Origin of the sequence: Paenibacillus darwinianus, from assembly GCF_000598065.1 — a bacterium.
Classification (GTDB): domain Bacteria; phylum Bacillota; class Bacilli; order Paenibacillales; family Paenibacillaceae; genus Paenibacillus_I; species Paenibacillus_I darwinianus.
In genome coordinates this window covers 88523-110172 of the sequence record NZ_KK082138.1, presented here as the reverse complement: position 1 = coordinate 110172, position 21650 = coordinate 88523, and the positions used below count along the sequence as shown (strand labels likewise).

The following is a 21650-nucleotide window of genomic DNA, read 5'->3' as shown; positions in this document are numbered from 1 at the left end:
CCTGCCGCAGCGCGTCGGCTGCGCGCCGCTCTCGTTCATGCCCGTCGAAGCCGTACGGCTTCATCGAATAATGAAGCTCATCCCGGATGCTCCGGGCGAACCATTGGGATTCACTGCGCTGCAGGGCGGCTCCGTAGCGAAGCAGCGCTTCCCGCCGTGGTTTGGCGCCGCGCCATAGCGGCTGCCCATCCACTTCGATCCGTCCGGACTTCAAGGCGCGGAGCCCCGCCATCGTCTCAAGCAGCGTCGACTTGCCAGCTCCGTTCCTTCCGACAATCAGTGTAACGGTGCCCGGCACCATGCAAAGGCTTACGCTGCGCAACAGTTCGCCGCCGCTTCCGTCACCGCCTATTTCCGTCAATTAAAAAAGAGCCGATTATTCGTTACCTCTAAATATCGGCTCTTTCCCCTATAAAATTTACTGAACGGCAGAGGTTCAAGCCGATAGCCCATTTCCCTTAACGCCAAAGCGGTCTCGACAGCAAACGGAGGCCGATAGCCGAGCCTCTCGCAAGCACTCCGCCGGTCTCCCTCGGGCGGTGCCACGTACAATTCCTTCGTCTTTCCGCCCTCAGACGCTGCTGCGCACATTCCCTCCGGCTTACCGACCTCAGACTTCGCCCCGTACGCCCCCGTCGGCTTTCCGCCCTCAAGCTCTGCCGCGTACGCAACCACCGGCATTCCGCACCCGCTCTCCGGCTCAAAAAACGATTCTGCGGTCCCGTCGAACGCAACGCATCCTTGTTGGAGCGCTATGATCCGGTCTCCAGCTTCAAGCTCCTCCAAACGGTGGGAAATCCATACCACCGTTGCGCCGGAGCGCCAAATGGCTCGGGCCCCTCCCAGCACCTCCGCGCGCGAGGCGGCATCCAGCATCGCCCCCGCCTCATCGAACACAAGCAGCGGCGCGCCGAAAGCGCTGCACCCGGCGGCTGCCAGGAGCTGGCGCTGACCGCCCGACAGCGTCTCAACCGGCCGGTGGCGAACGTCCCACAGCCCGCAGCCGCGCAGAATTTCCTCCGCTCTTATGACGATCGAGGCGGCTTTGCCCGCCTCCGCCCTTTGCTCCAGGCCAAGCAGCACATCCTCCCACGGCGTAGAGCCGACGATCGCCGCATCCGGGTCCTGCGTGACGAACGGCAGCGGTTCGGTACCGGCAAAGCCGCGGTCCATCGAGCCATCAAACAACGCCGCCCCGCCCGCAGCGGCCTGGGGATGTCCGGCGAGCAGCATCGCAAGCGTGCTTTTGCCGCTCCCGTTCGGACCGACCAACCCTACCCATTCTCCTTGATTCAGCTGGATCGATACGTTCTCAAGCAAGCGGGTTTTCCGTCCGTCGTCCCTTTCGGCATGGACAGAAACCGCCTTTATAATCAGAGGCTTCGTATTCAACGTTTGCAAAAAGTTCACCGGCCCTCTTTTCGAATCCAGGACTGTATGTTAAAATCCATTTTGGTTAACCGATATAACATAGATAGGTTAACAAAAACAAGGAGTTGATGCAATCATGTCCATTCGTCACCTGGTTTACACCGCATTGTTTGCCGCGCTATTCGTCGCCATGAGCGCCGTCACCATCCCGCTGGGCTTCTCGCCGGTGCCAATCACGCTTCAGAATTTTGCTCTTATGCTGGCCGGCGCGTTTCTCGGCGCTCGCTACGGTTTTCTGAGCATCGGCATCGTGGTCGCGCTCGTCGCGCTCGGTCTCCCGCTGCTGCACGGTCAAGGAGGAATCGGCTATATAAAAGGCGGCACCGGGGGCTTTATCCTCATGTTCCCGATCTGTACGCTCGCCGTCGGTTATTTCACGGGCAAGCTTTTCAAATCGAACATCCGCCGCCAAAGTCCGGTGCTCTTCTACTTTCTGCTGTTCCTGAGCTTCGAAGTGTTCGGATCGCTGCTCAGCTATGTCGGCGGTGTCCCGTGGCTGGCTGCCGTCTACAATTGGCCGTTCTCCAAAGCGATGGCGCTGGGCGCTTATCCTTACTTGGCCGGCGATGCCGCCAAAGCGGTGGTCGCAACCGTCGTTACAGGAGCTTTGCAAGCCTATGTGCCGGTCTGGAAACGGAAATCCTCAAGCCAGTTAACCGGTTTGCCGGCTGCGGCCGACAACTGACAACCGCTGATTCAACCCCTATATGTTCGAGTCGCCCCCATTTGCGAGTATGAATGTTCAAAGCCGCAAATGGGAGGGATCATATATGGACTATGCTGTAAAGAGCCGGCCGGGTGCTGTGAGTCTACACAACGCCCGGCCGGCTCTGTTCTTGTTGCAGGTTTCCCGCAGAGCAATCGGTTTATGCTCCGGAGCTTCGCTTATTATTCGGGATTTTTTCGCGTTACCCGATCAGTCGCTGCACTCTTCAGGCGCATCCTCGGTGTTATCCGTCTCCACGTCCAGCTTCTGTGCCACCGTATCGCGGATAACGGACATGACCAGCTGCAGCAAATAGTTGATATCCGCCTGGCTCTGCTGAAACTCGTCTACGATCGGAATGCCGTCGAGTTCCTCCTGAAGCGTGACCAGCTCGCCTTCGATCTTGTCGACCATCTTCTGATTCTGGAACGACTGGAAGGCGACAAGCTCCTTCTGCCGTTTCTTCATCCGGGCGATCAATGCCTGCACACGCTCACTTCCCTTGATTTGCGCTTCTGCCAGGCGATAATGCTTGACCTCCTCCGACGTATAAATCATGTCGGCGATTTCCTTTGCTTTCGCCATAATGTCATCCCGGATCAAAAGGTCTCGCGTATCGAACTTCGGGATCATGCAGCCGTCCGGACCGTGGTCGTGCCCATGATGTTGATCATGACCGTGGCTGTGCCCTTCATGCGCGCGCGATGCTTCGTTTGTTGCCGTATGCCGCTCTGCCATCTGTTTCCCTCTCCTTATGACGCGGTCATCGTCCGTCAGGACACCGCTTCAGCCTTATGCTTCGTAACCGGTTCCGCCTTGACATACCATGTCTGCGCCTCCGTGACCTTAACGTGAACGAATTGCCCGATCCATTCCTTCGGACCTTCCAAGTGGACCAGCTTGTTGCTGCGCGTCCGTCCGGCCAGGACGTTCGCGTTATTTTTGCTCTCGCCTTCGACGAGCACCTCGATGATCTGCCCGCGCAACGCTTCGTTGCCAATCCGACTTTGCTCGCCGATCAGCTCATTCAGCCGGTAAAGCCGCTTTTTCTTGACATCCATCGGCACGTTGTCTTCCATCTCGGCCGCAGGCGTACCCGCGCGCGGGGAGTAAATAAACGTGTAGGCGGAATCGAAGCCGACCTCCCGTACCAGCGATATCGTGTCTTCGAACTGCTCGTCGGTCTCGCCTGGGAAGCCCACGATGATGTCCGACGTCAGCACGGCGCCCGGCACGGCGGCCTTGATTTTGCGCACCAGCTCGAGATACGTTTCCCGGCTGTATTTGCGGCTCATTTTTTTCAAAATCTCGGTACTGCCCGATTGCACCGGCAGATGGATATGCTCTACCAGGTTGCCGCCTTTGCCGAGCACCTCGATCAGATGATCGTCGAAATCGCGCGGATGCGACGTCGTGAACCGGATGCGCGGGATATCGATTTTGCGGATATCGTCCATCAGGTCGCCGAAGCGGTACGTCCGGTCCGCGAAATCCTTCCCGTACGCATTCACGTTCTGGCCCAGCAGCGTCACTTCCTTGTAGCCCTGCCGCGCCAGCTCGCGCACTTCCGCGATGACGTCCTCCGGCAGGCGGCTGCGCTCCTTGCCGCGCGTGTAAGGCACGATGCAATACGTGCAGAACTTGTCGCAACCGTACATGATGTTCACCCAGGCGCGCATGCCTTCCCGCTTCTTCGGCAGGTTCTCGATGATGTCGCCTTCCTTGGACCAGACCTCGACGACCATTTCCTTGCTGTACAGCGCGCCTTGCAGCAGCTGCGGCAGCCGGTGGATGTTGTGCGTGCCGAAGATCAGATCTACGAACGCGTGCTTTTGCAGAATACGCCCGACGACCGATTCCTCCTGGGACATGCAGCCGCATACCCCGAGAATGAGCCCCGGCTTCTCGGTCTTCAGATGCTTCAGATGACCGAGCTCGCCGAATACCTTGTCCTCTGCGTTCTCGCGGATTGCGCAGGTGTTCAGCAGAATGACGTCCGCGTGCTGACGGTCCTCGGTCGCGGTATAGCCCATCTGCTCGAACAGACCCTTCATCACTTCCGTGTCGTGCTCGTTCATCTGACAGCCATACGTATAAATCAGATAATGCTTGCCGCTGCCGATCGTCCTAAGCTCTTCCGGCACCGCCTCGTCGTACAGCACCTTGACGTCCTCTTTGCCCCGCTGCTTCTCCTGCCGGTAATTCGGCTCGGAAACAATATGAATATCCCGACCGCCGATCCGGATTTTTTTGCCGGTCTCGTCTTCGGAGATGATTTTTGCGCCTTTAAAGTCGAAATATTTGGAGTAGTCCTTCGTTTCATTTGCCACTTGCGTCACCCTCCGCTATTGCAATAACCCTTAAATTATAGCACGAAAAGCACGCAGTCGCTACTTCTAGTCATTACCTCCGGCAGTCCCGAAAAGATTATCAATCCACGATTTCCGCCGTGTCGCCGGTCAATGCGCCCGCCGCGTTAGCCTCGTCCGTATCGATATGCATATCAAGCGCAAAATCCGGCGATACCCGCGCCACCACGTTCTCGAGCACCATTCCCCGTTCGCCGCCCAGCCGCACCTTCAACCGCTGCTTGTCCGCTATGCCCCAGCGCTCGGCATCCGACGTGTGAAAATGAATATGGCGCGCTGCAACGATCACGCCTTCTTCAATCGCCAATTCGCCTGCCGGTCCTTTGATCGTAATGCCAGGGGTACCGGCAATGTTCCCGGATTCCCGAACCGGCGGCTTCAACCCCAACGCAAAGGCGTCGGTGCGTGAAACCTCGAGCTGTGTGCGCTTGCGGGCCGGACCGAGTATACGAACCTTCGGAAAAGAGCCCTTCGGCCCGATTACCTCTACCGTCTCGTTGGCCGCGAATTGGCCTGGCTGAGAGAGCGGCTTCAACTCGGTCAATTCTGCGCCTTTTCCAAACAGGAACACAACATGCTCCTGCGACAAATGAATATGTCTGGCCGAAACCCCCACCGGTACTTGTTTCATGAAAATCTTCTCCCTTTCTTTGGCTGTGTCCCTTTCAATTTACCCTAAACACGAAAAAAAGCATACGGCTCATGGAGCCGCATGCTTGGTAATGATGCGGTTTAACGGAATTCCGCCACCAATTTGTCAAATTGTGCGGCATCAAGCTTCAGGTCCTGCTTGGCCAGACCTTCGGCCTGGAAGCCGGAGATCATATCCTCATACGATTTGCGCTCTTTGTTCTGATAAATAAGGCCGGTAAGCATACCGTTCGTCTCCATGATCTTGTTCATAGCGACCACGCGGTCGTGCGGGTTATAATCCGGATATTGCTCCAGATTGACGATGTTTTCCTTGAACCAGTCGTATGTGTTTACCTTGTTGAACGTGACGCAAGGGCTGAACACGTTGATCAGCGAGAAGCCTTCGTGCCGGAGGCCTTGCTCGATCAGGCTCGTCAGCTGCTTCAGGTCGCTCGAGAACGACTGGGCTACGAAAGTCGCACCTGCGGACAGGGCGATCTCCAGCGGCGACAGGGTAGACTCAATCGAGCCTTCCGGCGTCGACTTCGTCTTGAAGCCTTCCGCGCTTCGAGGAGACGTCTGGCCTTTGGTGAGGCCATAGATTTGATTATCCATAACGATGTACGTGATGTTCAGGTTACGGCGGATCGCATGAACCGTGTGGCCCATGCCGATTGCGAAGCCGTCGCCGTCGCCGCCGGAAGCGATAACCGTCAATTCGCGGTTGGCCAGCTTCACGCCCTGCGCGATCGGCAGCGCGCGGCCGTGGATGCCGTGGAAGCCGTAAGCGTTAATATAACCGGAAATCCGGCCGGAGCAGCCGATACCGGAAATGACCGCAAGGCTTTCCGGCTCAAGGCCGACGTTCGCTGCCGCGCGTTGAATGGCCGCCTGGACGGAGAAGTCTCCGCAGCCCGGGCACCAGTTCGGTTTAACGTTGTTGCGGAATTCTTTAAATGTTGCCATCTCAGTTCATCTCCTTGCAGGCTTTGTACACTTCGGAAGGCAGGAACGGGTTGCCGTCGTACTTCAGGAAGCTGCGGATTTTGTCGCCGCTGCCGACGTGCAGCTTAACTTGGCCTGCAAGCTGAGCCGTGGCGTTGTTCTCGATCACCAGCACCTGCTTCGCTTTCGCGATGTAAGGCGCAAGCTGCTCGGTCGGGAATGGGTGAATCTGACGAATCGTAATATGGTTGCTTGTGATGCCGTCGGCGGAAAGACGCTCTCTCGCTTCGTCGATCGTGCCGCCGATGGAGCCCATGCCGATGATCAGCAGATCCGGCGTTTCATGCGGCGCGTCCATGCGCAGCGCGTCGCGGATGAGCAGGCTGTTCAGCTTGCCGAGACGTTTGTCCATCATTCGTTTGCGGTTCAACGCATTCTCGGAGGGGCGACCTTCCTGGTCGTGCTCGACGCCCGTTACGTGGTGCAGGCCGCCTTTCTCGCCCGGCAGAACACGCGGCGAAACGCCGTCTTCCGTCAGCTCGTAACGCTTGAACAATTTATTATCTTCGAGCGCAGGCACGCCGCTGACCAGCTTGCCGCGTTTGATTTCAACCGAATTGATGTCGAATACCTCGCAGGATTGCTTGCCGAGCGACAGCTGCAGGTCGGTCATGACGATGACCGGAACTTGATATTGCTCCGAAATGTTGAACGCTTCGATCGTGTCGTAGAAGCAGTCCTCGATCGAGGCCGGCGCAATGACGACCTTCGGGATTTCCCCGTGTGTGCCGTATACCATCGCGTTCAGGTCCGATTGCTCCTGCTTCGTCGGCAGGCCTGTCGATGGGCCGCCGCGCTGCGTGTCGACGATGACGAGCGGCTGCTCGGTCATGCCCGAGAGGCCGATCGCCTCCATCATGAGCGACAAGCCGGGGCCTGCGGATGCCGTCATGGTCCGTACGCCGGCATAGTTGGCGCCGATCGCCATCGTAACGGCTGCAATTTCGTCTTCGGTCTGTACGACCGTGCCGCCGAACTTAGGCAGCTTCTTGATCAAATATTCCATAATCTCGGAAGCCGGTGTGATCGGATAAGCGGACATCAGGCGGCAGCCGCCCGCAACCGCTCCCAAGCCGATCGCTTCGTTGCCGATGATGAACAGCTTTTGCCTGCCGTCCGCCTCGCCGAGACGGAATGCCTCAAGCGGGCCGCCGGCTTGCGCGAGTACGAATTCCGAGCCGCGCTTGACGGCTTCGATGTTCTTCTCGACGATCGCCGGACCTTTGCGGCCGAATTCTTCCTCAACCGCTTTATTAAACACCTCGGTCGGCAATCCGAGCAGAGCCCAGGAGGCGCCGGATGCCACCATGTTTTTCATAAGGGAAGTTCCGAGCTCCTCCGCGATCGACGTGATCGGTACCGCGAACAATTGCGCGTCGACGCCTTCCGGAATCGTCGGACCGAACTTTGCGTCCGCCACGATGACACCGCCCGGCCGAAGCTCGTGCGCGTTCAAATCAATGCTCTCTTGGTCAAAAGCGACCAGGATATCCAAATCGTCCGAAATGGCACGCATCGGAGTCGTGCTGATTCTGATTTTGTTGTTCGTATGACCGCCCTTGATGCGGGATGAGAAATGACGATATCCGTAAAGATAATATCCAAGCCGGTTCAGCGCCGTGGAAAAGATCCGGTCCGTACTTTCGACGCCTTCACCTTGTTGTCCCCCGATCTTCCAAGACAATTGACTAATCAAAATGTCCAACTCCTCTTTGTGGTCGCGCGCGCCAACGCCTTTCGAGGGTCAGTTGGCCCCCAGCAAGACGGTAGTCGACACGTTTCGGCATATAAATCTTTTTAATAAGTCAAATAAATTCTATGTCTCCCGGCCTGAAATTTCAAGCCATTTCAAGTAATTGCAAACATAGTTCTTTGCGATTGAATTCATATCAAAACGAGAACGGAGTCCTTGCGGTTTATTTCGGCAGTTGCTTCAGGAAAAACCGCAGTGCATTGTCCCGCAAACAAGCCATCGCCAAGGTGTCTCCATAGCGGTGCTCCAGCTCGTTGCGAAGCGGGGAAATGCCGGTCGGATCAGCCAATCCGGTCATATGGCGGTCGATCCCGTCAAAATCGCTGCCGAAGGCCAGGGTTTTTTCTCCTCCGAGACTTAAGATCCGATCGATGTGCGGCAAGAGGTCGTCGATCGTAACGGTTTCTTTGTTACTGACGAACCATGGAACGAAGGTTATTCCAATCAGTCCGCCCATGGCGATAATCGCGCGGATCTGATCGTCGGATAAATTACGCGGATGGTCGCATGCCGACTTGGCATTGGAATGCGAAGCGATGACGGGCGCGTCCGTCAGATCGGCAACGTCCCAAAACCCGCTTTCCGACAAATGGGACACATCGAGCAATATCCCAAGCCCGTTGCACGCCTGGACCAGCTTGCGCCCTTGCCTCGTAAGGCCGCCCCCGCGCGGCTCCATCACGCCGTCGGCCGCCCAGTTGGCATAATTCCAGGTGAGACCGAGCGAGCGGACGCCGAGATAATACAAGATCCGCAGGGCGGTGAAATCGCCTTGCAGGCCGTCCGCACCCTCCAGTGACAGCATCGCCCCCAACCGTCCGCTATCTACCGCCGCTTGAAGCTCCGCAGCGGAGCGTACAAAGGCGACTTCCGCCCGGGATGCGATATGACGGTAAAACAAATCGACACATTGCAATATGGACGAGAACGTGCTCGGGTAGCTCTCCGGCAAATAGATGGCATACGTCTGCAGCCAGGCGTCGGATGCAATCAACTTCTCATAGGTCACATCCAGCTTTTCCGATCCGGTTCCCGCGAATGCCGTCGCCTCCCCTGTCAGCAGCTTGCTGAGCACGTCGCAATGCAGGTCGAACGTCCCGTTACGCATACAATCCGGCCTCCCTTTGCCATTCGTTTGCGCCGCACCGCACAAAAAAACCTGCTTACAATGTAAACAGGTCATGGAATTCCGCTCGTTCCCGTTCAATTTAAACCATTTTCTTACCGAGGCTCGACAATCAGCTTGATTGCCGTACGGTCTTCCCCGTCTATAACGATGTCGGTAAATGCCGGAATACAGATCAGATCCACCCCGCTGGGCGCTACAAATCCTCTCGCGATGGCAACCGCCTTGATCGCTTGGTTTAACGCACCAGCCCCGATGGCCTGCAATTCTGCCCCGCCGCGCTCACGCAGAACGCCCGCCAGCGCGCCAGCAACGGAATTTGGATTGGACTTTGCTGAAACTTTTAATACTTCCATGGAAAGTACCTCCTCGGGAATGATGGATGGAATCCATTACTCCATCTTATTCGAGAAGGGAAATAAAATTCCTGCTTATTCCGGACTAACTTTTTGGAATTGCGTGACGATTGACCCGTGAACAGAAGCCTAGGAGACCCGGCCGTATATCTACAGCAGCAGCCATTCATCCTCCGTCAGTCTTAATTTCACCAGCGATTTCGCCTTGCCCGTCGAATCGTCGAGCTCCGCGAGCAGCCCGTGAAACTGCCACTTGCCTTCATCGACCGTGAATCGGACCGGGAGCTGTGTCAGGAAACGATGCTCGACCGCCGAGCGCTCCATCCCGAGCACGCCTTCCTTCGAGCCAACCATGCCCGAATCCGTCAAATAAGCGGTTCCCTGCGGCAAAATAGTATCATCATTCGTCTGTACATGCGTATGGGTGCCGACAACGATCGACGCGCGGCCGTCAAGGTACCAGCCCATGGCGATTTTCTCGGAGGTCGCTTCCGCATGAAAATCGACCAGGACGCAGGGCGTCTGCTTGCGGAGCGCGTCCACCAGCTCGTCGGCTTTGCGGAACGGACAATCGATCGGCGGCAGAAATGTGCGTCCCTGCAAATTCACGATGCCCAGCGTCTTGCCGTTCGCCTTGATCAGGGCGCTGCCTCTGCCGGGCGCTTCCGGAAAATTGGCCGGCCGCACGATTCGCGGCTCCTCGTCGATCCATTCGAATATGTCTTTATTATCCCATGTATGATTGCCCATCGTGATGCCGTGGACCCCCCACTCAAAAAACTCGCGGGCAATCTGGGCCGTAATGCCGCGGCCGGCTGCGGCGTTCTCGCCGTTCACGATGATGATATGCGGATTGTATTTGCTTCTCAGCGACGGCAGCACCTGCTTGAGCGCGCTTCGGCCGGTATTGCCGACGATGTCGCCGACGAACAAAACTTTCACTCTCCATAACCTCCTCTGTATCCCACAGGGTCTCTCCAAAAAACGAAAAGCGGCTGGTAGCCAGCCACTTTTCAGTCTGCCCGTTCCGGGCCGTTATTTTGCGTATTCCACTGCGCGCGTTTCGCGTATGACCGTCACTTTGATATGACCCGGGTAATCCAGCTCTCCCTCGATCTTCTTCGTAATGTCACGCGCCAGACGGAACGCTTCCGTATCGTCGATTTTCTCGGGCTGCACCATGACGCGAACCTCGCGTCCGGCCTGAATCGCGTAAGACTTCTCGACGCCCTCGAAGGATTCGGAGATTGCCTCCAGCTTCTCCAGCCGTTTGATGTACGTCTCGAGCGTCTCTCTCCGGGCGCCTGGACGGGCGGCGGATAACGCGTCGGCCGCGCCTACCAGCATGGCGATGACGGAGGTTGCCTCCACGTCGCCGTGATGGGATGCGATACTGTTGATGACGACCGGATGCTCCTTGTACTTCTTCGCCAGCTCTACGCCGATTTCGACGTGCGAGCCTTCCACCTCGTGGTCGAGCGCTTTGCCGATGTCGTGCAAGAGACCTGCCCGGCGTGCAAGCGTGACGTCTCCCCCTAGCTCTGCAGCCATCAAACCGGTCAAGTAAGCGACCTCCATCGAGTGCTTCAACACGTTCTGGCCGTAGCTTGTCCGATAACGGAGGCGTCCGAGAATTTTGATCAGGTCCGGATGCAACCCGTGAACGCCAACCTCGAACGTCGCTTGTTCCCCGAATTCGCGAATCCGTTCATCCACTTCTTTGCGGGATTTTTCAACCATTTCCTCAATGCGGGCCGGATGGATCCTGCCGTCGGCAACCAGTTTCTCCAATGAGGTACGCGCGATTTCGCGGCGAATGGGATCAAACCCGGACAATATGACCGCTTCCGGCGTATCGTCGATAATGAGATCGATACCGGTCAAAGTTTCGAGAGCGCGGATGTTACGACCTTCACGACCGATGATACGGCCTTTCATTTCCTCATTCGGCAGCGCGACGACGGATACCGTTGTCTCGGCCACATGATCCGCCGCGCAACGCTGAATCGCGAGCGAGATAATGTCTCTCGCCTTTTTGTCGGCTTCTTCCTTGGCCTGCTGCTCGATTTCTTTGATCATCTGTGCGGTTTCGTGGCGAACCTCTTGCTCGACATTGGCAAGAATAATTTGACGCGCTTCTTCCGTCGACAGGTTCGAAATCCGCTCCAGCTCCTGAATTTGCTGTTTATAGATGGAATCAATTTGCTCCTGCGTTTCCTCGATTCGTTTCTCCTTGTTGGCCACTTGCTCTTCTTTGCGTTCCAGCGCTTCGAGTTTTTTATCCAGCGACTCCTCTTTCTGCTGTAACCGTCTTTCCTGACGCTGCACTTCATTGCGGCGCTCACGAATGTCTCTTTCGGCTTCGCTGCGGAGTTTATGGACTTCGTCTTTTGCTTCGAGCACCGTTTCTTTCTTCAGTGCGTCCGCTTCTTTTTTGGCATTTTCAACGATCTGCCCTGCAGCTTGCTCCGCACTGGAGATTTTGGCTTCGGCAATCGACTTTCGAACAAAATAACCTACCCCAAAGAAAATCGCGCCAACAACGAGAACGATCGGGATCCAGATTTCTAGCATCTTTCTCACCTCCTCGTTGTCACCAAAGCAAAAGCATTGGATCATATTTGGTTTTCAAGCCGGTTTTCATACCGATGTAAGACTTTTGTCGATAAAAATCAATTCGAATCAATTTTTGGAAGGAAAATCGATTCTAAGAATGAAGGAATACAGAATTATTTTAGCTGTATGTAAATTCAATTGTCAAGCCAATCCAAGCCGTCATTGTCTTCCTGCGAGGTTGCGACCGTCTTCAGCGCTTCGCGAACGACGCCGGACGGATAGCCGCGGCGTGTCAAAAATTGTGCCAGCTTACGCCTCCGTTCCCGCAATTCTCCCTTTAATGACGGCCAGCGTTTGACCGCGGCTTTGATCGCCGCCTCCCGCTCCATGTCGGGATCGATCGCCTCGATCGCCTCCGCCGCTTCGGACTTTCCTATGCCCCTCTGTATCAGTTCCTGCCGGATCAGCATTCTTCCTTTGGCATGGGAGCCGGCCCGCTGGCTCGTGAATATTTTGGCATAATCCGCGTCATCGATCAGCCGCTCGCTTTCCAGCCGGTCGGCCGTTTCGCGGATCGTTTCCTCATCCAGCTCCTTGCGAGCCAGATAACGTTCGATTTCCTTGCGCGTCCGCGGCTTCGCTCCCAAATACGCGATTGCCTGCGAGTAGGCGCGATGCCTGCCGTCCTCGGTTTCGATCAGGCGGAGGTCCTCTTCCGTCACCCATGCGTCTTTCAGTAAACGGAAACGGATCAACATATCTTCATGAACGGACAGGACCGGCTCCTCTTGGCCTTCCCGATAAATGAAATAACGGCCTCGCTGCTTCCTGACCTTCTCCACCGAGGAGATGCGGAACGCACCGGCCAGTGCTTCTTCCCCGGGCCCGGATAGCATAGCTCTCTCCCCTTTCTCAATTCTAAATTACTGCTGTCGGTTCCTTCTTATGTTCTCATGGACGATTGAATTCGCATCAGACTTTAACACAGTTCTAAAAAAAGGCACCTTTTCAATAAGGTGCCTTCTGCCTTGCAAACAATATGAGGCGGTTACTACAAAATGACCGCAATTAAACCAGATCTTCGAAATCCTCATCGTCCTCGTCTGCCCCGAGCGAAGCAGCGCCCGCTGCGTTGGCTGACAGGTTGCTCGACTCACGGATTTGTTTCTCGATGACGGCCGCAATGTCGGTGCGGTCCTTCAGAAACTGCTTGGCGTTCTCGCGGCCTTGCCCGAGACGCTCGCCATTATAGGAAAACCAGGCTCCGCTCTTCTGCACGATGTCCAGCTCCGTGCCGATATCGATCAAGCTGCCTTCCTTGGAAATGCCTTCCCCGTACATGATATCGATCTCCGCCTGCTTAAACGGCGGAGCGACCTTATTCTTCACAACCTTGATGCGGGTACGGTTGCCCACCATGTCGTTGCCCTGCTTGATCGTTTCGATTCGGCGGACGTCAAGCCGGACGCTCGAATAAAATTTCAGCGCGCGTCCGCCCGGGGTCGTCTCGGGATTGCCGAACATGACGCCGACCTTCTCACGAAGCTGGTTGATGAAGACGGCAATCGTCTTCGACTTGCTGATCGCACCGGACAGCTTCCGGAGCGCCTGCGACATCAGACGGGCCTGAAGACCGACGTGCGAATCGCCCATGTCGCCCTCGATTTCCGCCTTCGGAACGAGCGCTGCAACGGAATCCACGACGATGATGTCTACGGCGCCGCTGCGCACAAGCGCTTCGGCAATCTCCAGCGCCTGCTCGCCCGTATCAGGCTGCGACAGGAGCAGCTCGTCGATGTTGACGCCAAGCTTGCTCGCGTAAAGCGGGTCGAGCGCGTGCTCGGCGTCGATGAACGCCGCTTGTCCGCCGATTCGCTGCACTTCCGCGATCGCATGAAGCGCGACGGTCGTCTTACCGGAAGATTCCGGTCCGTAAATCTCGATTACCCTGCCTCTCGGCAATCCTCCGATCCCGAGAGCGATATCTAATGCGAGCGATCCGCTCGGCACGGTTTCTACCTGCATGCCGGCCTGCTCGCCTAATTTCATGATAGAACCTTTACCGAACTGCTTCTCGATTTGGCGCAAAGCCATTTCCAATGCGGCGCGACGATCTGACAACACTACCACATCCTTTTCCGTGATAAGTTAATGATACCTCATTTTAGTACCGTGAACAAGCATTTTTTCGAACATATATTCGCTTTTTCACGATCGCCTTACCACGGCAAAATAAAAACCGCAGCAAAGTAATCTTCGCTACGGTTCTTCCGTGAACTAGTTCAAATTATAGACATGAAGGCGCAATTTGACAACTGTTTTCACCAATTCGTCACACGTTCCCCATCGTCCGCCAGAGCCGGTACAACGCCTGTTTCACCGCGCGGATACGGATTGTGCTGCGGTTGCCGTTCAACTGAAGCTCGAACGTTTGCGTCGGCTTGCCCCGTGCGGCGACGGCGACGTAGACGAGCCCGACCGGCTTGCCTTCCGATTCCGCCGGACCGGCCACGCCGGTGATTGCGGCCCCATAATCGGTATTTGCGATCTCTCGGGTCCGCTCCGCCATCAACGCGGCGGTGGATTCGCTGATCGCCCCCGGCGCCCCCGGCCCTTCGAGCTGCGCCATCGGGATACCGAGCAGCGCATGCTTCATCCCGTTGGTATACGTGACGAAGCCACCCGCATACGCGCCGCTGCTGCCGACGACGTTCGTTAAAAGCTCCGCCAACAGACCGCCGCTGCAGCTCTCGGCAGTGGCGACCGTTGTCGCCGTGTTGCGCAGCAGCGTAATAACCTCCTGCTCGATCGGCACGTCCTCTCTTGCATATAAATAGGATCCCGCAACCGCCTCGATTTGGGTGACCGTCGCGTCGATCCGCGCGAACGCCTCGGCTTTATCGGCCGCTTTGGTCGAAATCCGAAGCGCCACTTCGCCTTCCTTCGCATAGGGCGCAATCGTCGGATCGCTTTGTCCGTCGATCAGCGGCAGTAAAGCCGCCTCGAGCGACGACTCGCCAATTCCCGCGAACCGCAAAATCCGCGAATACAGCGGTTTCATATCCCCGGTAATTTCCTGCAGCCAGTCGGCCGCCGGGCCTTCGAACATCGGCCTCATCTCACGCGGCGGTCCCGGAAGAAGCACGTAATGCGTGCCGTCAGCGGTAAGCGCGTTGCCGACGGCAAGTCCCGTCTCGTTGTCGAGCGGATCCGCCCCTTCGATCATAAGCGCCTGCCTGCGGTTGCTTTCCACCATATGGATGCCGCGCGAAGCGAACAGCTTCTCGATCTTGGCCATCGAAGGCTCATGCATGACGAGCCCTCGTCCCAGATACGCGGCAAGCGCATCCTTCGTCAAATCGTCCTGCGTCGGGCCAAGTCCGCCAGTAAACAGCAGCAGATCAGCCCGGGAGCGGGCGATATCGATCGCCTGACGGAGCCTTGCCTCGTTATCGCCGACAACCGTCTGAAAATAGACGTCGATGCCGAGACCCGCCAGCCCTTGAGATAAAAATTGCGCGTTAGTATTGACGATTTGACCGAGCAGCAGCTCGGTGCCGACAGCGATGATTTCCGCTTTCATGCTGTGCGCCCCTTTCGATCGGTTTCCTTCTTCTGAACCGCCTTACAATAAATGTCGCATAAAATTCCGGGCTACAAAAAACATCATTCCTTGCGGAATGATGTCGGGTCCCCCGCCGCCGCAGGTCGGCAGCGGTGGGAGGAATGGCGCGGCTGCCGTCACTCCACCGGAATAATATTTTTGTTTTTCACGAAATAATCGATACCCGAGTAGACCGTAATAATTGCCGCCAGCCAACTGGCTATCATATCAAAAGGGAAATCGACAAAGGCAAACGGAAAATTGTTGAGCAGCAGCGCGATGATCATCGTGATCTGGATGGCGGTTTTCCATTTGCCCCACTTGCTCGCGGCGATGACTCGGCCCTCGAGCAGCGCCACCTGCCGCAGTCCCGTAACGGCGAATTCGCGGCTGATGATGACAATGGCGATCCAGGACGGCAGCTTATTCATCTCCACCAGCGAGATCAGCACCGCCGCGACCAGCAGCTTGTCGGCGAGCGGATCAAGCAGCTTGCCGAGATTGGTCACCTGCTTGTTTTTGCGGGCGATGTAACCGTCGAGCCCGTCCGTGCTCGCGGCGATAATAAAGATGAGCGTCGCCAGAATCTGCTCATATGTAATCGAAAATCCGGCGAATTGAATCGGGCGTAAATTCAACTCCACCAACAGAAAGAACATGATGATCGGCACGAGGAAAATGCGCGCCAACGTGATGCGGTTGGCCAAATTCACGCGACTACCTCCCCGGACAAGTCAAACTCATAGGCATGCGTGATGCGGACCTTCTGAATCGAGCCGATTTCCGGCGTGCAGCCGGTTATGAACACTTCGCCGTCAATCTCAGGAGCATCGAACGGCGATCTGCCGATAAACACATCGCTGCGGCCGTCATAGCGTTCCACCAGCACTTCGATGACTTTGCCGATATATTTGCCGCCAAGGTCCTTGGACACACTGCGCTGCACTTCCATCAGCGTATTCGCCCGCCATTCCTTTACCTCGTCGGCAACCTGATCCGGCAGCCGGGAAGCGGGGGTATCTTCCTCGCAAGAGTAAGTGAACACACCCAGCCGGTCGAATTGCATCTCGCGCACAAAATCGCACAGCCGATTGAAGTCCTCCTCCGTCTCGCCGGGGAAGCCGACGATGATGGACGTGCGGATTGCCGCTTCCGGCATGCGGGCGCGGATCTTCGCGATCAACTCGCGGGCGTCGCGCTGGCGGCCCGGTCTGCGCATCCGCTTCAGAATGCCGTCCTCGCTGTGCTGCAACGGCATGTCGATATATTGGCAGATTTTCGGGTTGGAGGCGATCGTTTCGATCAGTTCGTCCGTGAAAAAACCTGGATAAGCATAATGCAGGCGAACCCACGAAATGCCTTCCACCGCGCTTACCCGGTTCAGCAAGCCCGGAAGCATGAACGTGTCGTACAAATCGACTCCGTAATTCGTCGAGTCCTGCGCGATCAGGCTCACCTCGCGGACACCCTGGGCGGCAAGCAGCTCCACCTCCGCCACGATCGATTCGATCGACCGGCTGCGGAACTTGCCCCGCATGATCGGAATGCTGCAGAAGGTGCAGGCATTGTCGCAGCCCTCGGCGATCTTTACATAGGCCGTGTACCGAGGGGTCGCAACCATGCGCGGCAGCGCCTGTTCGTAGTCGAAGACCGGATTGCCGACCTTGACCGGCTTCTTGCCGCGCAGCGCCTCATCCACGATGTCGTTGATGTGATGAAAATCTCCCGTGCCGACGATACCGTCGATCTCGGGCATCTCTTCCATCAACTGCTGTTTATACCGCTGGGTCAGGCAGCCCGATACGATCAGCGCTTTGAGGCGCCCCGTCTCCTTTAAATCGGCCAAGTCGAGAATCGTATTGACCGATTCTTCCTTGGCCGCATCGATGAAACCGCATGTATTCACAATGATGACCGTGGCGTCCTCCGGCGCTTCCACCAGCTCGTAGCCCCGGCCGTGGATGAGCCCCGACATGATCTCGGAATCGACCAGGTTTTTCTCGCAGCCGAGCGTAACCACTTTCACTCTTTCAGTCATGCCGCATCCCCCAAACGTTCTCCGTGAAGCTGTTTAAACAAGTATAATACAACGGTTTACAGCCTGTCAAAAATGGAAAAAACCCCGGCAACCCGCTAAAATCGCGGCATTTCGGGGATTTTATCGTCATTAACGGTAGTTCGTAAATTGCAGCTCGACACCCAGATCGGCGCCGCGCAACAGCTGCATCACCGCCTGGAGATCGTCCCGGCTCTTGCCCGTGACGCGAATCTGGTCGCCTTGCGTCTGGCTCTTCACTTTGAGCTTCGAATCGCGGATCAGAATATTGATTTTTTTGGAGGCGTCCTGATCGATGCCCTGCTTCAGCTTGATGCGCTGACGGACCGTGCCGAGCGATGCCGGCTCGATTTTACCGTATTCCAGGTTGCCGATCGGCACGCCGCGCTTCACCATTTTCCCCTGCAGGATATCGATCACGCTTTTCAGCTTGTAATCGTCTTCCGAAGCCACGACCAGCTCTTCCTTCTCCAGCTTGATGCTGCTCTTGCTGCCTTTGAAGTCGAATCGGGTTTCGATCTCCCGCTCCGCCTGCTGGATCGCGTTGTTCAGCTCCTGCATATCAACCTTGGACACGATATCGAATGAACTTTCCGAACTCATCCACGCCACTCCTTATCCGAAAGCTTTACTCACGAACCACATTATACCGGAACCGGCGCAAAAGAAAAAGCACCCTCCGCAAGCGGCGCAAGCATGCTTGTCTGCTTGCTTCAGCCTGCGCCAGCCGACGTGGCTGCCGCAGCCCCCTGGTCGGCCGCTCCCGCGGCGGGCGGCTCGATAATGAAGCGTCTGCGCGTTTTGTCGCCGTCATCCAGCAGCGCGCCGTCGATCTTCACTTCAACGTACGGGGTTGCGCCGATATTCAACCATACCGTCCCTTCGATGTCGTACGAGACGGTGAAGGGGCCTGTTTCCGTCTTAAAATGAAACTTCTGGCCCTTACTATTATTTTGGCGTACCTCGATCCAGCTCTGCTGGCCGTCGGCCACCGTAATTTCATACTTATGAACGCCGGCTGTATTGATCGCGAACTTGTCCGTCGTGCTGTTGACCGCCTCCACGAACGTAAGCGCAGTCGCCGGCCGTATTGGCTCCGGCGCGGGTGTAGGCTCCAGCTGAGTCTGCGTCTCCGCTTGGTTGCCGTTCGTCCCCGCATCCGCACCGGCACCCGGCTTGGCGGTATTGCCTTTATTGTCCGTTACGTCCGGCGGCCTGGCCTCATCGGTCATGCTCGGCCCGTTGTCCGCAGTCTCGTTTCCGGCGCCGTTCTGCCTGTCAATCGCATACACATACACCACGACCGCTATTAGAATGAGAAAAGACCACATCAACAGCCGAAAGCCCCATTTGCTTATACGGTCGCCCGATCGCGCGGAGGAGGACCGGCGTTTTTGCAGCATCGGCTGCTCCTCCATCGGCTCGGGAGAAGCGGATGGAATTTCCTTGGCATAGAGCCGCAGCACCTCTTCCGAATCAAGTCCGACCGATTCCGCATAATTTTTCACGAACGCCCGGACATAAAAATTGCCAGGAAGCATCTTATAGTCGCCGGATTCGATCGCTTCCAGGTATCTTTTTCTTATTTTGGTCATTTCCTGAACGTCTTCAAGCGAGTAGCCCCGCTGCTCGCGGGATTTTCGCAGCAGATCGCCTAATTCCGACATGCTCCTGCCTCCTTCGGGTTCGATTTACATCTCAGTGTAGTTGGCGGTGAACGTTTCGTAGGTGATTTCTTCGTCTGGCGTATTGCGCAGCTCAATGATGCAATCGAACGTGCTGTAATCATAATGGGATTCTTTGATGAAAATGTCGGGATGCTCGATCACCTTCGTTGAGGGCATCGCCATGATTTGCTGAAGCAGCAAATGATGCTTCTCATTGGAACGGATCGTGCTGACAATGCCGTCGATGATGAACACGTTGCCGGGGTGCATCTCTTCCTCCGACAGTTGGGACCGTACCGTCTGGCGCAGCATGGTGGAAGAAACGAACGTCCAGCGCTTCATGGCGCATACGCTTCCCGCAATGATCGATTCCGTCTTGCCAACCCTAGGCATGCCCCGGAGACCGACCACCTGATTGCCTTCCCTCTTAAACAATTCACCTAAAAAATCGACAAGCAAACCCAATTCGTCCCTTGTAAACCGAAACGTTTTGCGGTCGTCGGAATCCCGTTCGATGTAACGGCCGTGACGGACGGCCAATATATCAACCAGCTTGGGCGGTCTGAGCGCGTTTACCGTAATGTTGTCGACCTTCTTCAGCATTTTGCCGAGCAGCTCGATTTTCTCGTCGTCGTCGGTTTGAAGCAGCATCCCGCGCGTTCGGTCCTCCACCCCGTTGATCGTGATGATGTTCACTTCGAGCATCCCCAGCAGAGAGGCGATATCGCCAAGCAGACCGGGGCGGTTTTTATGTATTTTGTACTCCATATACCATTGCTTCAGTTCCATTAGCCACCTCAAGGATGAAATTAATAACGAGCAAAACGAACGCGACAAGCGCGCAATTGCTTCCATGGATAAAACATTCTACAAAATCCGCCAATCTCCTGCCTTAATTCGCAGAACATCGCAGAAAAGCCCCCTGATTCGGGAGGCTCTCTGCAAAACGATATTACGCGTTCGAATCCGCCAATTTAACCATCAGACGTGCGATCGTTTTGCGTTCTTGCTCGTCGCCTACATCCCACAATTCCTTCAGCACGCGTTCCTCATCGTTTTTGGGGTCGACCTTCTCGTCCAGAAATTGTCCGATTTCAAAAGCGAGCTTGCTAATTTTCTCCTCGTCCATCCCCATTTTTTTGGCCGCCTCCACGCGCTCGCCCAAAAAATGTTTCCAATGATCGAATTTCGCCAGGACCGTTGCCATGCCTTCGTCGCCTCCCTTTGATTTGGTATGTCCATAATAAAGGAATGATCAACAGTTCTAGTGTGAGCCAAGCGTACGCTTCTTATTCGACGAATAATGGCGTGAAAATGTTTCGGCCGTCCCGTCGCGACGCCCCGTCAAGTAACCCAGCCGCCGTTGGGACTTATGATTTGACCGGTTATGTAGCCGGATTCGGGCAAGGAAAGAAAATAAACGAGCGAGGCGATTTCATCGGGCTGGGCGAATCGGCCGGCGGGGATCTCTTCCTGAAGCGCCGTTTTCTCGGACAGCTCCAGATTTCCCAGCATGGCGGTATCGACGGCACCCGGCGCAACGGCGTTAACCGTGATGCCGGAGCGCGCCAATTCCTTGGCCAGCGCTTTGGTGAAAGCGTTCATGCCGCCCTTTGTCGTAGAGTACAGCACCTCGCAGGAGGCGCCGGACAACCCCCACACCGAGGAGACGTTGACAATTCGACCGTAGCGCCGGGCGATCATGGCCGGCATGAACAGCTGCGTGGTTAAGAACATGCCCCTCAAATTGACCGCCATAATATCGTCCCAAGTTTCGTCTGCGACATCCGCCAGCATACCGTAGTGGGAAATGCCCGCATTGTTGACGACGATATCTGGGACCATCCCCCGCTGCTCTAGCTTTTCCTTCATCCTCAGCAGCTGCTCCCTGGAGCGGATATCCGCCGATACCGTCATCGCATTGGCGCCGCTGGCCATGCACCTTCTGGCCGTTTCGTTCGCGGCTTCGTGTGAATGCAGGTAATGGATGACGACGTTCATCCTTTCCGCCGCGAAACGAGCGGCGATGGCGGCGCCGATCCCGCGGCTTGCGCCGGTAATCAGCACCGTCATCTCGCTAAGCGGTTTCATGCCTGCTCCTTCCTGACGACCGACACCGCCATCTGATCCCAATCGAAATGCCCGCGCATCCGCTGATTCGCTTCGTCCAATGTGATCGACTCGTACAGCTCGAGCAGCTCGAACAGGTCGCCGCCACGGAAGCGGTAACGCGTAAATTCGTTGGCGATCGATTCCGGCGAATTCAGCATCCGCAAATAACCGCCGACCCTTTTGCGCTTTGTGCGTTCGAACGCCTGCGGGTCAAGCCCTTGCCGCAAGATCCCGTCCATCGCCGTCCGAATCCGCGCCAGCAGCTCGTCGGGGAGG

At 56.4% G+C, this 21650-nt stretch carries 22 protein-coding genes and 1 pseudogene; 1 reads left to right on the top strand and 22 read right to left on the bottom strand.

Going from position 1 to position 21650, the window contains the following annotated elements; translation table 11 throughout:
* Window positions 1-322: ATP-binding cassette domain-containing protein (locus BG52_RS04225; RefSeq protein WP_144340727.1), on the bottom strand; the 322-nt coding region annotated here is incomplete at its 3' end.
* A gap of 35 nt (window positions 323-357) precedes the next feature.
* The gene (locus BG52_RS14780) at window positions 358-1410 is read right to left on the bottom strand and encodes an energy-coupling factor ABC transporter ATP-binding protein (protein ID WP_051602281.1); all 1053 of its coding nucleotides are present in this window, start codon (window positions 1408-1410) and stop codon (window positions 358-360) included.
* A gap of 97 nt (window positions 1411-1507) precedes the next feature.
* On the opposite strand from BG52_RS14780, the gene BG52_RS04215 reads away from it, so the two are divergent.
* Window positions 1508-2116, top strand: coding sequence for a biotin transporter BioY (locus tag BG52_RS04215; protein ID WP_036579421.1), 609 nt, complete (start codon window positions 1508-1510; stop codon window positions 2114-2116).
* 231 nt (window positions 2117-2347) lie between these two features.
* Here the strand turns inward: BG52_RS04215 and BG52_RS04210 are convergent, their stop codons facing one another.
* The 20 genes and pseudogenes from BG52_RS04210 to BG52_RS15590 all read right to left on the bottom strand — a co-directional run.
* Window positions 2348-2875, bottom strand: coding sequence for a YlbF/YmcA family competence regulator (locus tag BG52_RS04210; protein ID WP_036579418.1), 528 nt, complete (start codon window positions 2873-2875; stop codon window positions 2348-2350).
* Between the two features lie 35 nt (window positions 2876-2910).
* On the bottom strand, window positions 2911-4467 hold the full coding sequence (gene miaB / locus BG52_RS04205; protein WP_036579416.1) for a tRNA (N6-isopentenyl adenosine(37)-C2)-methylthiotransferase MiaB: 1557 nt from the start codon (window positions 4465-4467) through the stop codon (window positions 2911-2913).
* A gap of 100 nt (window positions 4468-4567) precedes the next feature.
* The gene (pduL, locus tag BG52_RS04200) at window positions 4568-5137 is read right to left on the bottom strand and encodes a phosphate propanoyltransferase (protein ID WP_036579413.1); all 570 of its coding nucleotides are present in this window, start codon (window positions 5135-5137) and stop codon (window positions 4568-4570) included.
* A gap of 101 nt (window positions 5138-5238) precedes the next feature.
* Window positions 5239-6105, bottom strand: coding sequence for a 2-oxoacid:ferredoxin oxidoreductase subunit beta (locus BG52_RS04195; protein ID WP_036579410.1), 867 nt, complete (start codon window positions 6103-6105; stop codon window positions 5239-5241).
* A 1-nt stretch (window position 6106) separates the two neighbouring features.
* Window positions 6107-7840, bottom strand: coding sequence for a 2-oxoacid:acceptor oxidoreductase subunit alpha (locus BG52_RS04190; protein WP_036579407.1), 1734 nt, complete (start codon window positions 7838-7840; stop codon window positions 6107-6109).
* A 220-nt stretch (window positions 7841-8060) separates the two neighbouring features.
* A complete protein-coding gene (locus BG52_RS04185) occupies window positions 8061-9005 on the bottom strand; it encodes a dipeptidase (RefSeq protein WP_036579405.1) in 945 nt (314 codons plus the stop codon).
* Window positions 9006-9118: 113 nt separating this feature from the next.
* The gene (locus tag BG52_RS04180; protein ID WP_006211249.1) at window positions 9119-9379 is read right to left on the bottom strand and encodes a stage V sporulation protein S; all 261 of its coding nucleotides are present in this window, start codon (window positions 9377-9379) and stop codon (window positions 9119-9121) included.
* A 150-nt stretch (window positions 9380-9529) separates the two neighbouring features.
* Window positions 9530-10321 carry a TIGR00282 family metallophosphoesterase gene (locus BG52_RS04175; protein WP_036579397.1) on the bottom strand — a complete coding sequence of 264 codons (792 nt, stop codon included), beginning with the start codon at window positions 10319-10321 and terminating at the stop codon, window positions 9530-9532.
* A 93-nt stretch (window positions 10322-10414) separates the two neighbouring features.
* Window positions 10415-11953, bottom strand: a complete 1539-nt coding sequence (gene rny / locus BG52_RS04170) for a ribonuclease Y (RefSeq protein ID WP_036579394.1) — start codon at window positions 11951-11953, stop codon at window positions 10415-10417.
* A 176-nt stretch (window positions 11954-12129) separates the two neighbouring features.
* Window positions 12130-12831, bottom strand: a complete 702-nt coding sequence (locus BG52_RS04165) for a RecX family transcriptional regulator (RefSeq protein WP_051587910.1) — start codon at window positions 12829-12831, stop codon at window positions 12130-12132.
* Window positions 12832-13003: 172 nt separating this feature from the next.
* Window positions 13004-14056 carry a recombinase RecA gene (recA, locus tag BG52_RS04160; RefSeq protein WP_036579392.1) on the bottom strand — a complete coding sequence of 351 codons (1053 nt, stop codon included), beginning with the start codon at window positions 14054-14056 and terminating at the stop codon, window positions 13004-13006.
* 211 nt (window positions 14057-14267) lie between these two features.
* Window positions 14268-15518: a competence/damage-inducible protein A gene (locus BG52_RS04155; protein ID WP_036579389.1), complete on the bottom strand. Its 1251-nt coding sequence runs from the start codon at window positions 15516-15518 to the stop codon at window positions 14268-14270.
* A gap of 158 nt (window positions 15519-15676) precedes the next feature.
* The gene (gene pgsA / locus BG52_RS04150) at window positions 15677-16252 is read right to left on the bottom strand and encodes a CDP-diacylglycerol--glycerol-3-phosphate 3-phosphatidyltransferase (RefSeq protein WP_036579388.1); all 576 of its coding nucleotides are present in this window, start codon (window positions 16250-16252) and stop codon (window positions 15677-15679) included.
* Window positions 16249-17577 (bottom strand): 30S ribosomal protein S12 methylthiotransferase RimO, encoded by a 1329-nt coding sequence (gene rimO, locus BG52_RS04145; RefSeq protein WP_036579385.1) that lies wholly within the window; start codon window positions 17575-17577, stop codon window positions 16249-16251. The genes pgsA and rimO overlap by 4 nt, the downstream gene beginning before the upstream one ends.
* A gap of 129 nt (window positions 17578-17706) precedes the next feature.
* Window positions 17707-18198: a YajQ family cyclic di-GMP-binding protein gene (locus BG52_RS04140; RefSeq protein ID WP_036579384.1), complete on the bottom strand. Its 492-nt coding sequence runs from the start codon at window positions 18196-18198 to the stop codon at window positions 17707-17709.
* Between the two features lie 110 nt (window positions 18199-18308).
* Window positions 18309-19262: a helix-turn-helix domain-containing protein gene (locus tag BG52_RS04135; protein ID WP_051587909.1), complete on the bottom strand. Its 954-nt coding sequence runs from the start codon at window positions 19260-19262 to the stop codon at window positions 18309-18311.
* Between the two features lie 24 nt (window positions 19263-19286).
* Complete coding sequence (locus BG52_RS04130; RefSeq protein ID WP_036579381.1) at window positions 19287-20051, bottom strand: DUF3388 domain-containing protein; 765 nt, start codon at window positions 20049-20051, stop codon at window positions 19287-19289.
* Window positions 20052-20214: 163 nt separating this feature from the next.
* Window positions 20215-20469 (bottom strand): DUF3243 domain-containing protein, encoded by a 255-nt coding sequence (locus BG52_RS04125; RefSeq protein WP_036579380.1) that lies wholly within the window; start codon window positions 20467-20469, stop codon window positions 20215-20217.
* 137 nt (window positions 20470-20606) lie between these two features.
* A complete protein-coding gene (ymfI, locus tag BG52_RS04120) occupies window positions 20607-21353 on the bottom strand; it encodes an elongation factor P 5-aminopentanone reductase (RefSeq protein ID WP_036579378.1) in 747 nt (248 codons plus the stop codon).
* A pseudogene (locus tag BG52_RS15590) lies at window positions 21350-21650 on the bottom strand (insulinase family protein); the annotation flags it as partial. The pseudogene BG52_RS15590 and the gene ymfI, both read right to left, overlap by 4 nt.

Coding starts and splice junctions, on each gene's coding strand:
- BG52_RS04180 (WP_006211249.1), bottom strand. CDS start 9,379: ATGGAAGTATTAAAAGTTTCAGCAAAGTCCAATCCAAATTCCGTTGCT.
- rny (WP_036579394.1), bottom strand. CDS start 11,953: ATGCTAGAAATCTGGATCCCGATCGTTCTCGTTGTTGGCGCGATTTTC.
- pduL (WP_036579413.1), bottom strand. CDS start 5,137: ATGAAACAAGTACCGGTGGGGGTTTCGGCCAGACATATTCATTTGTCG.
- BG52_RS04140 (WP_036579384.1), bottom strand. CDS start 18,198: ATGAGTTCGGAAAGTTCATTCGATATCGTGTCCAAGGTTGATATGCAG.
- BG52_RS04155 (WP_036579389.1), bottom strand. CDS start 15,518: ATGAAAGCGGAAATCATCGCTGTCGGCACCGAGCTGCTGCTCGGTCAA.
- BG52_RS04215 (WP_036579421.1), top strand. CDS start 1,508: ATGTCCATTCGTCACCTGGTTTACACCGCATTGTTTGCCGCGCTATTC.
- ymfI (WP_036579378.1), bottom strand. CDS start 21,353: ATGAAACCGCTTAGCGAGATGACGGTGCTGATTACCGGCGCAAGCCGC.
- BG52_RS04185 (WP_036579405.1), bottom strand. CDS start 9,005: ATGCGTAACGGGACGTTCGACCTGCATTGCGACGTGCTCAGCAAGCTG.
- BG52_RS04125 (WP_036579380.1), bottom strand. CDS start 20,469: ATGGCAACGGTCCTGGCGAAATTCGATCATTGGAAACATTTTTTGGGC.
- BG52_RS04165 (WP_051587910.1), bottom strand. CDS start 12,831: ATGCTATCCGGGCCCGGGGAAGAAGCACTGGCCGGTGCGTTCCGCATC.
- BG52_RS04210 (WP_036579418.1), bottom strand. CDS start 2,875: ATGGCAGAGCGGCATACGGCAACAAACGAAGCATCGCGCGCGCATGAA.
- BG52_RS04130 (WP_036579381.1), bottom strand. CDS start 20,051: ATGGAACTGAAGCAATGGTATATGGAGTACAAAATACATAAAAACCGC.
- BG52_RS04135 (WP_051587909.1), bottom strand. CDS start 19,262: ATGTCGGAATTAGGCGATCTGCTGCGAAAATCCCGCGAGCAGCGGGGC.
- BG52_RS04195 (WP_036579410.1), bottom strand. CDS start 6,105: ATGGCAACATTTAAAGAATTCCGCAACAACGTTAAACCGAACTGGTGC.
- rimO (WP_036579385.1), bottom strand. CDS start 17,577: ATGACTGAAAGAGTGAAAGTGGTTACGCTCGGCTGCGAGAAAAACCTG.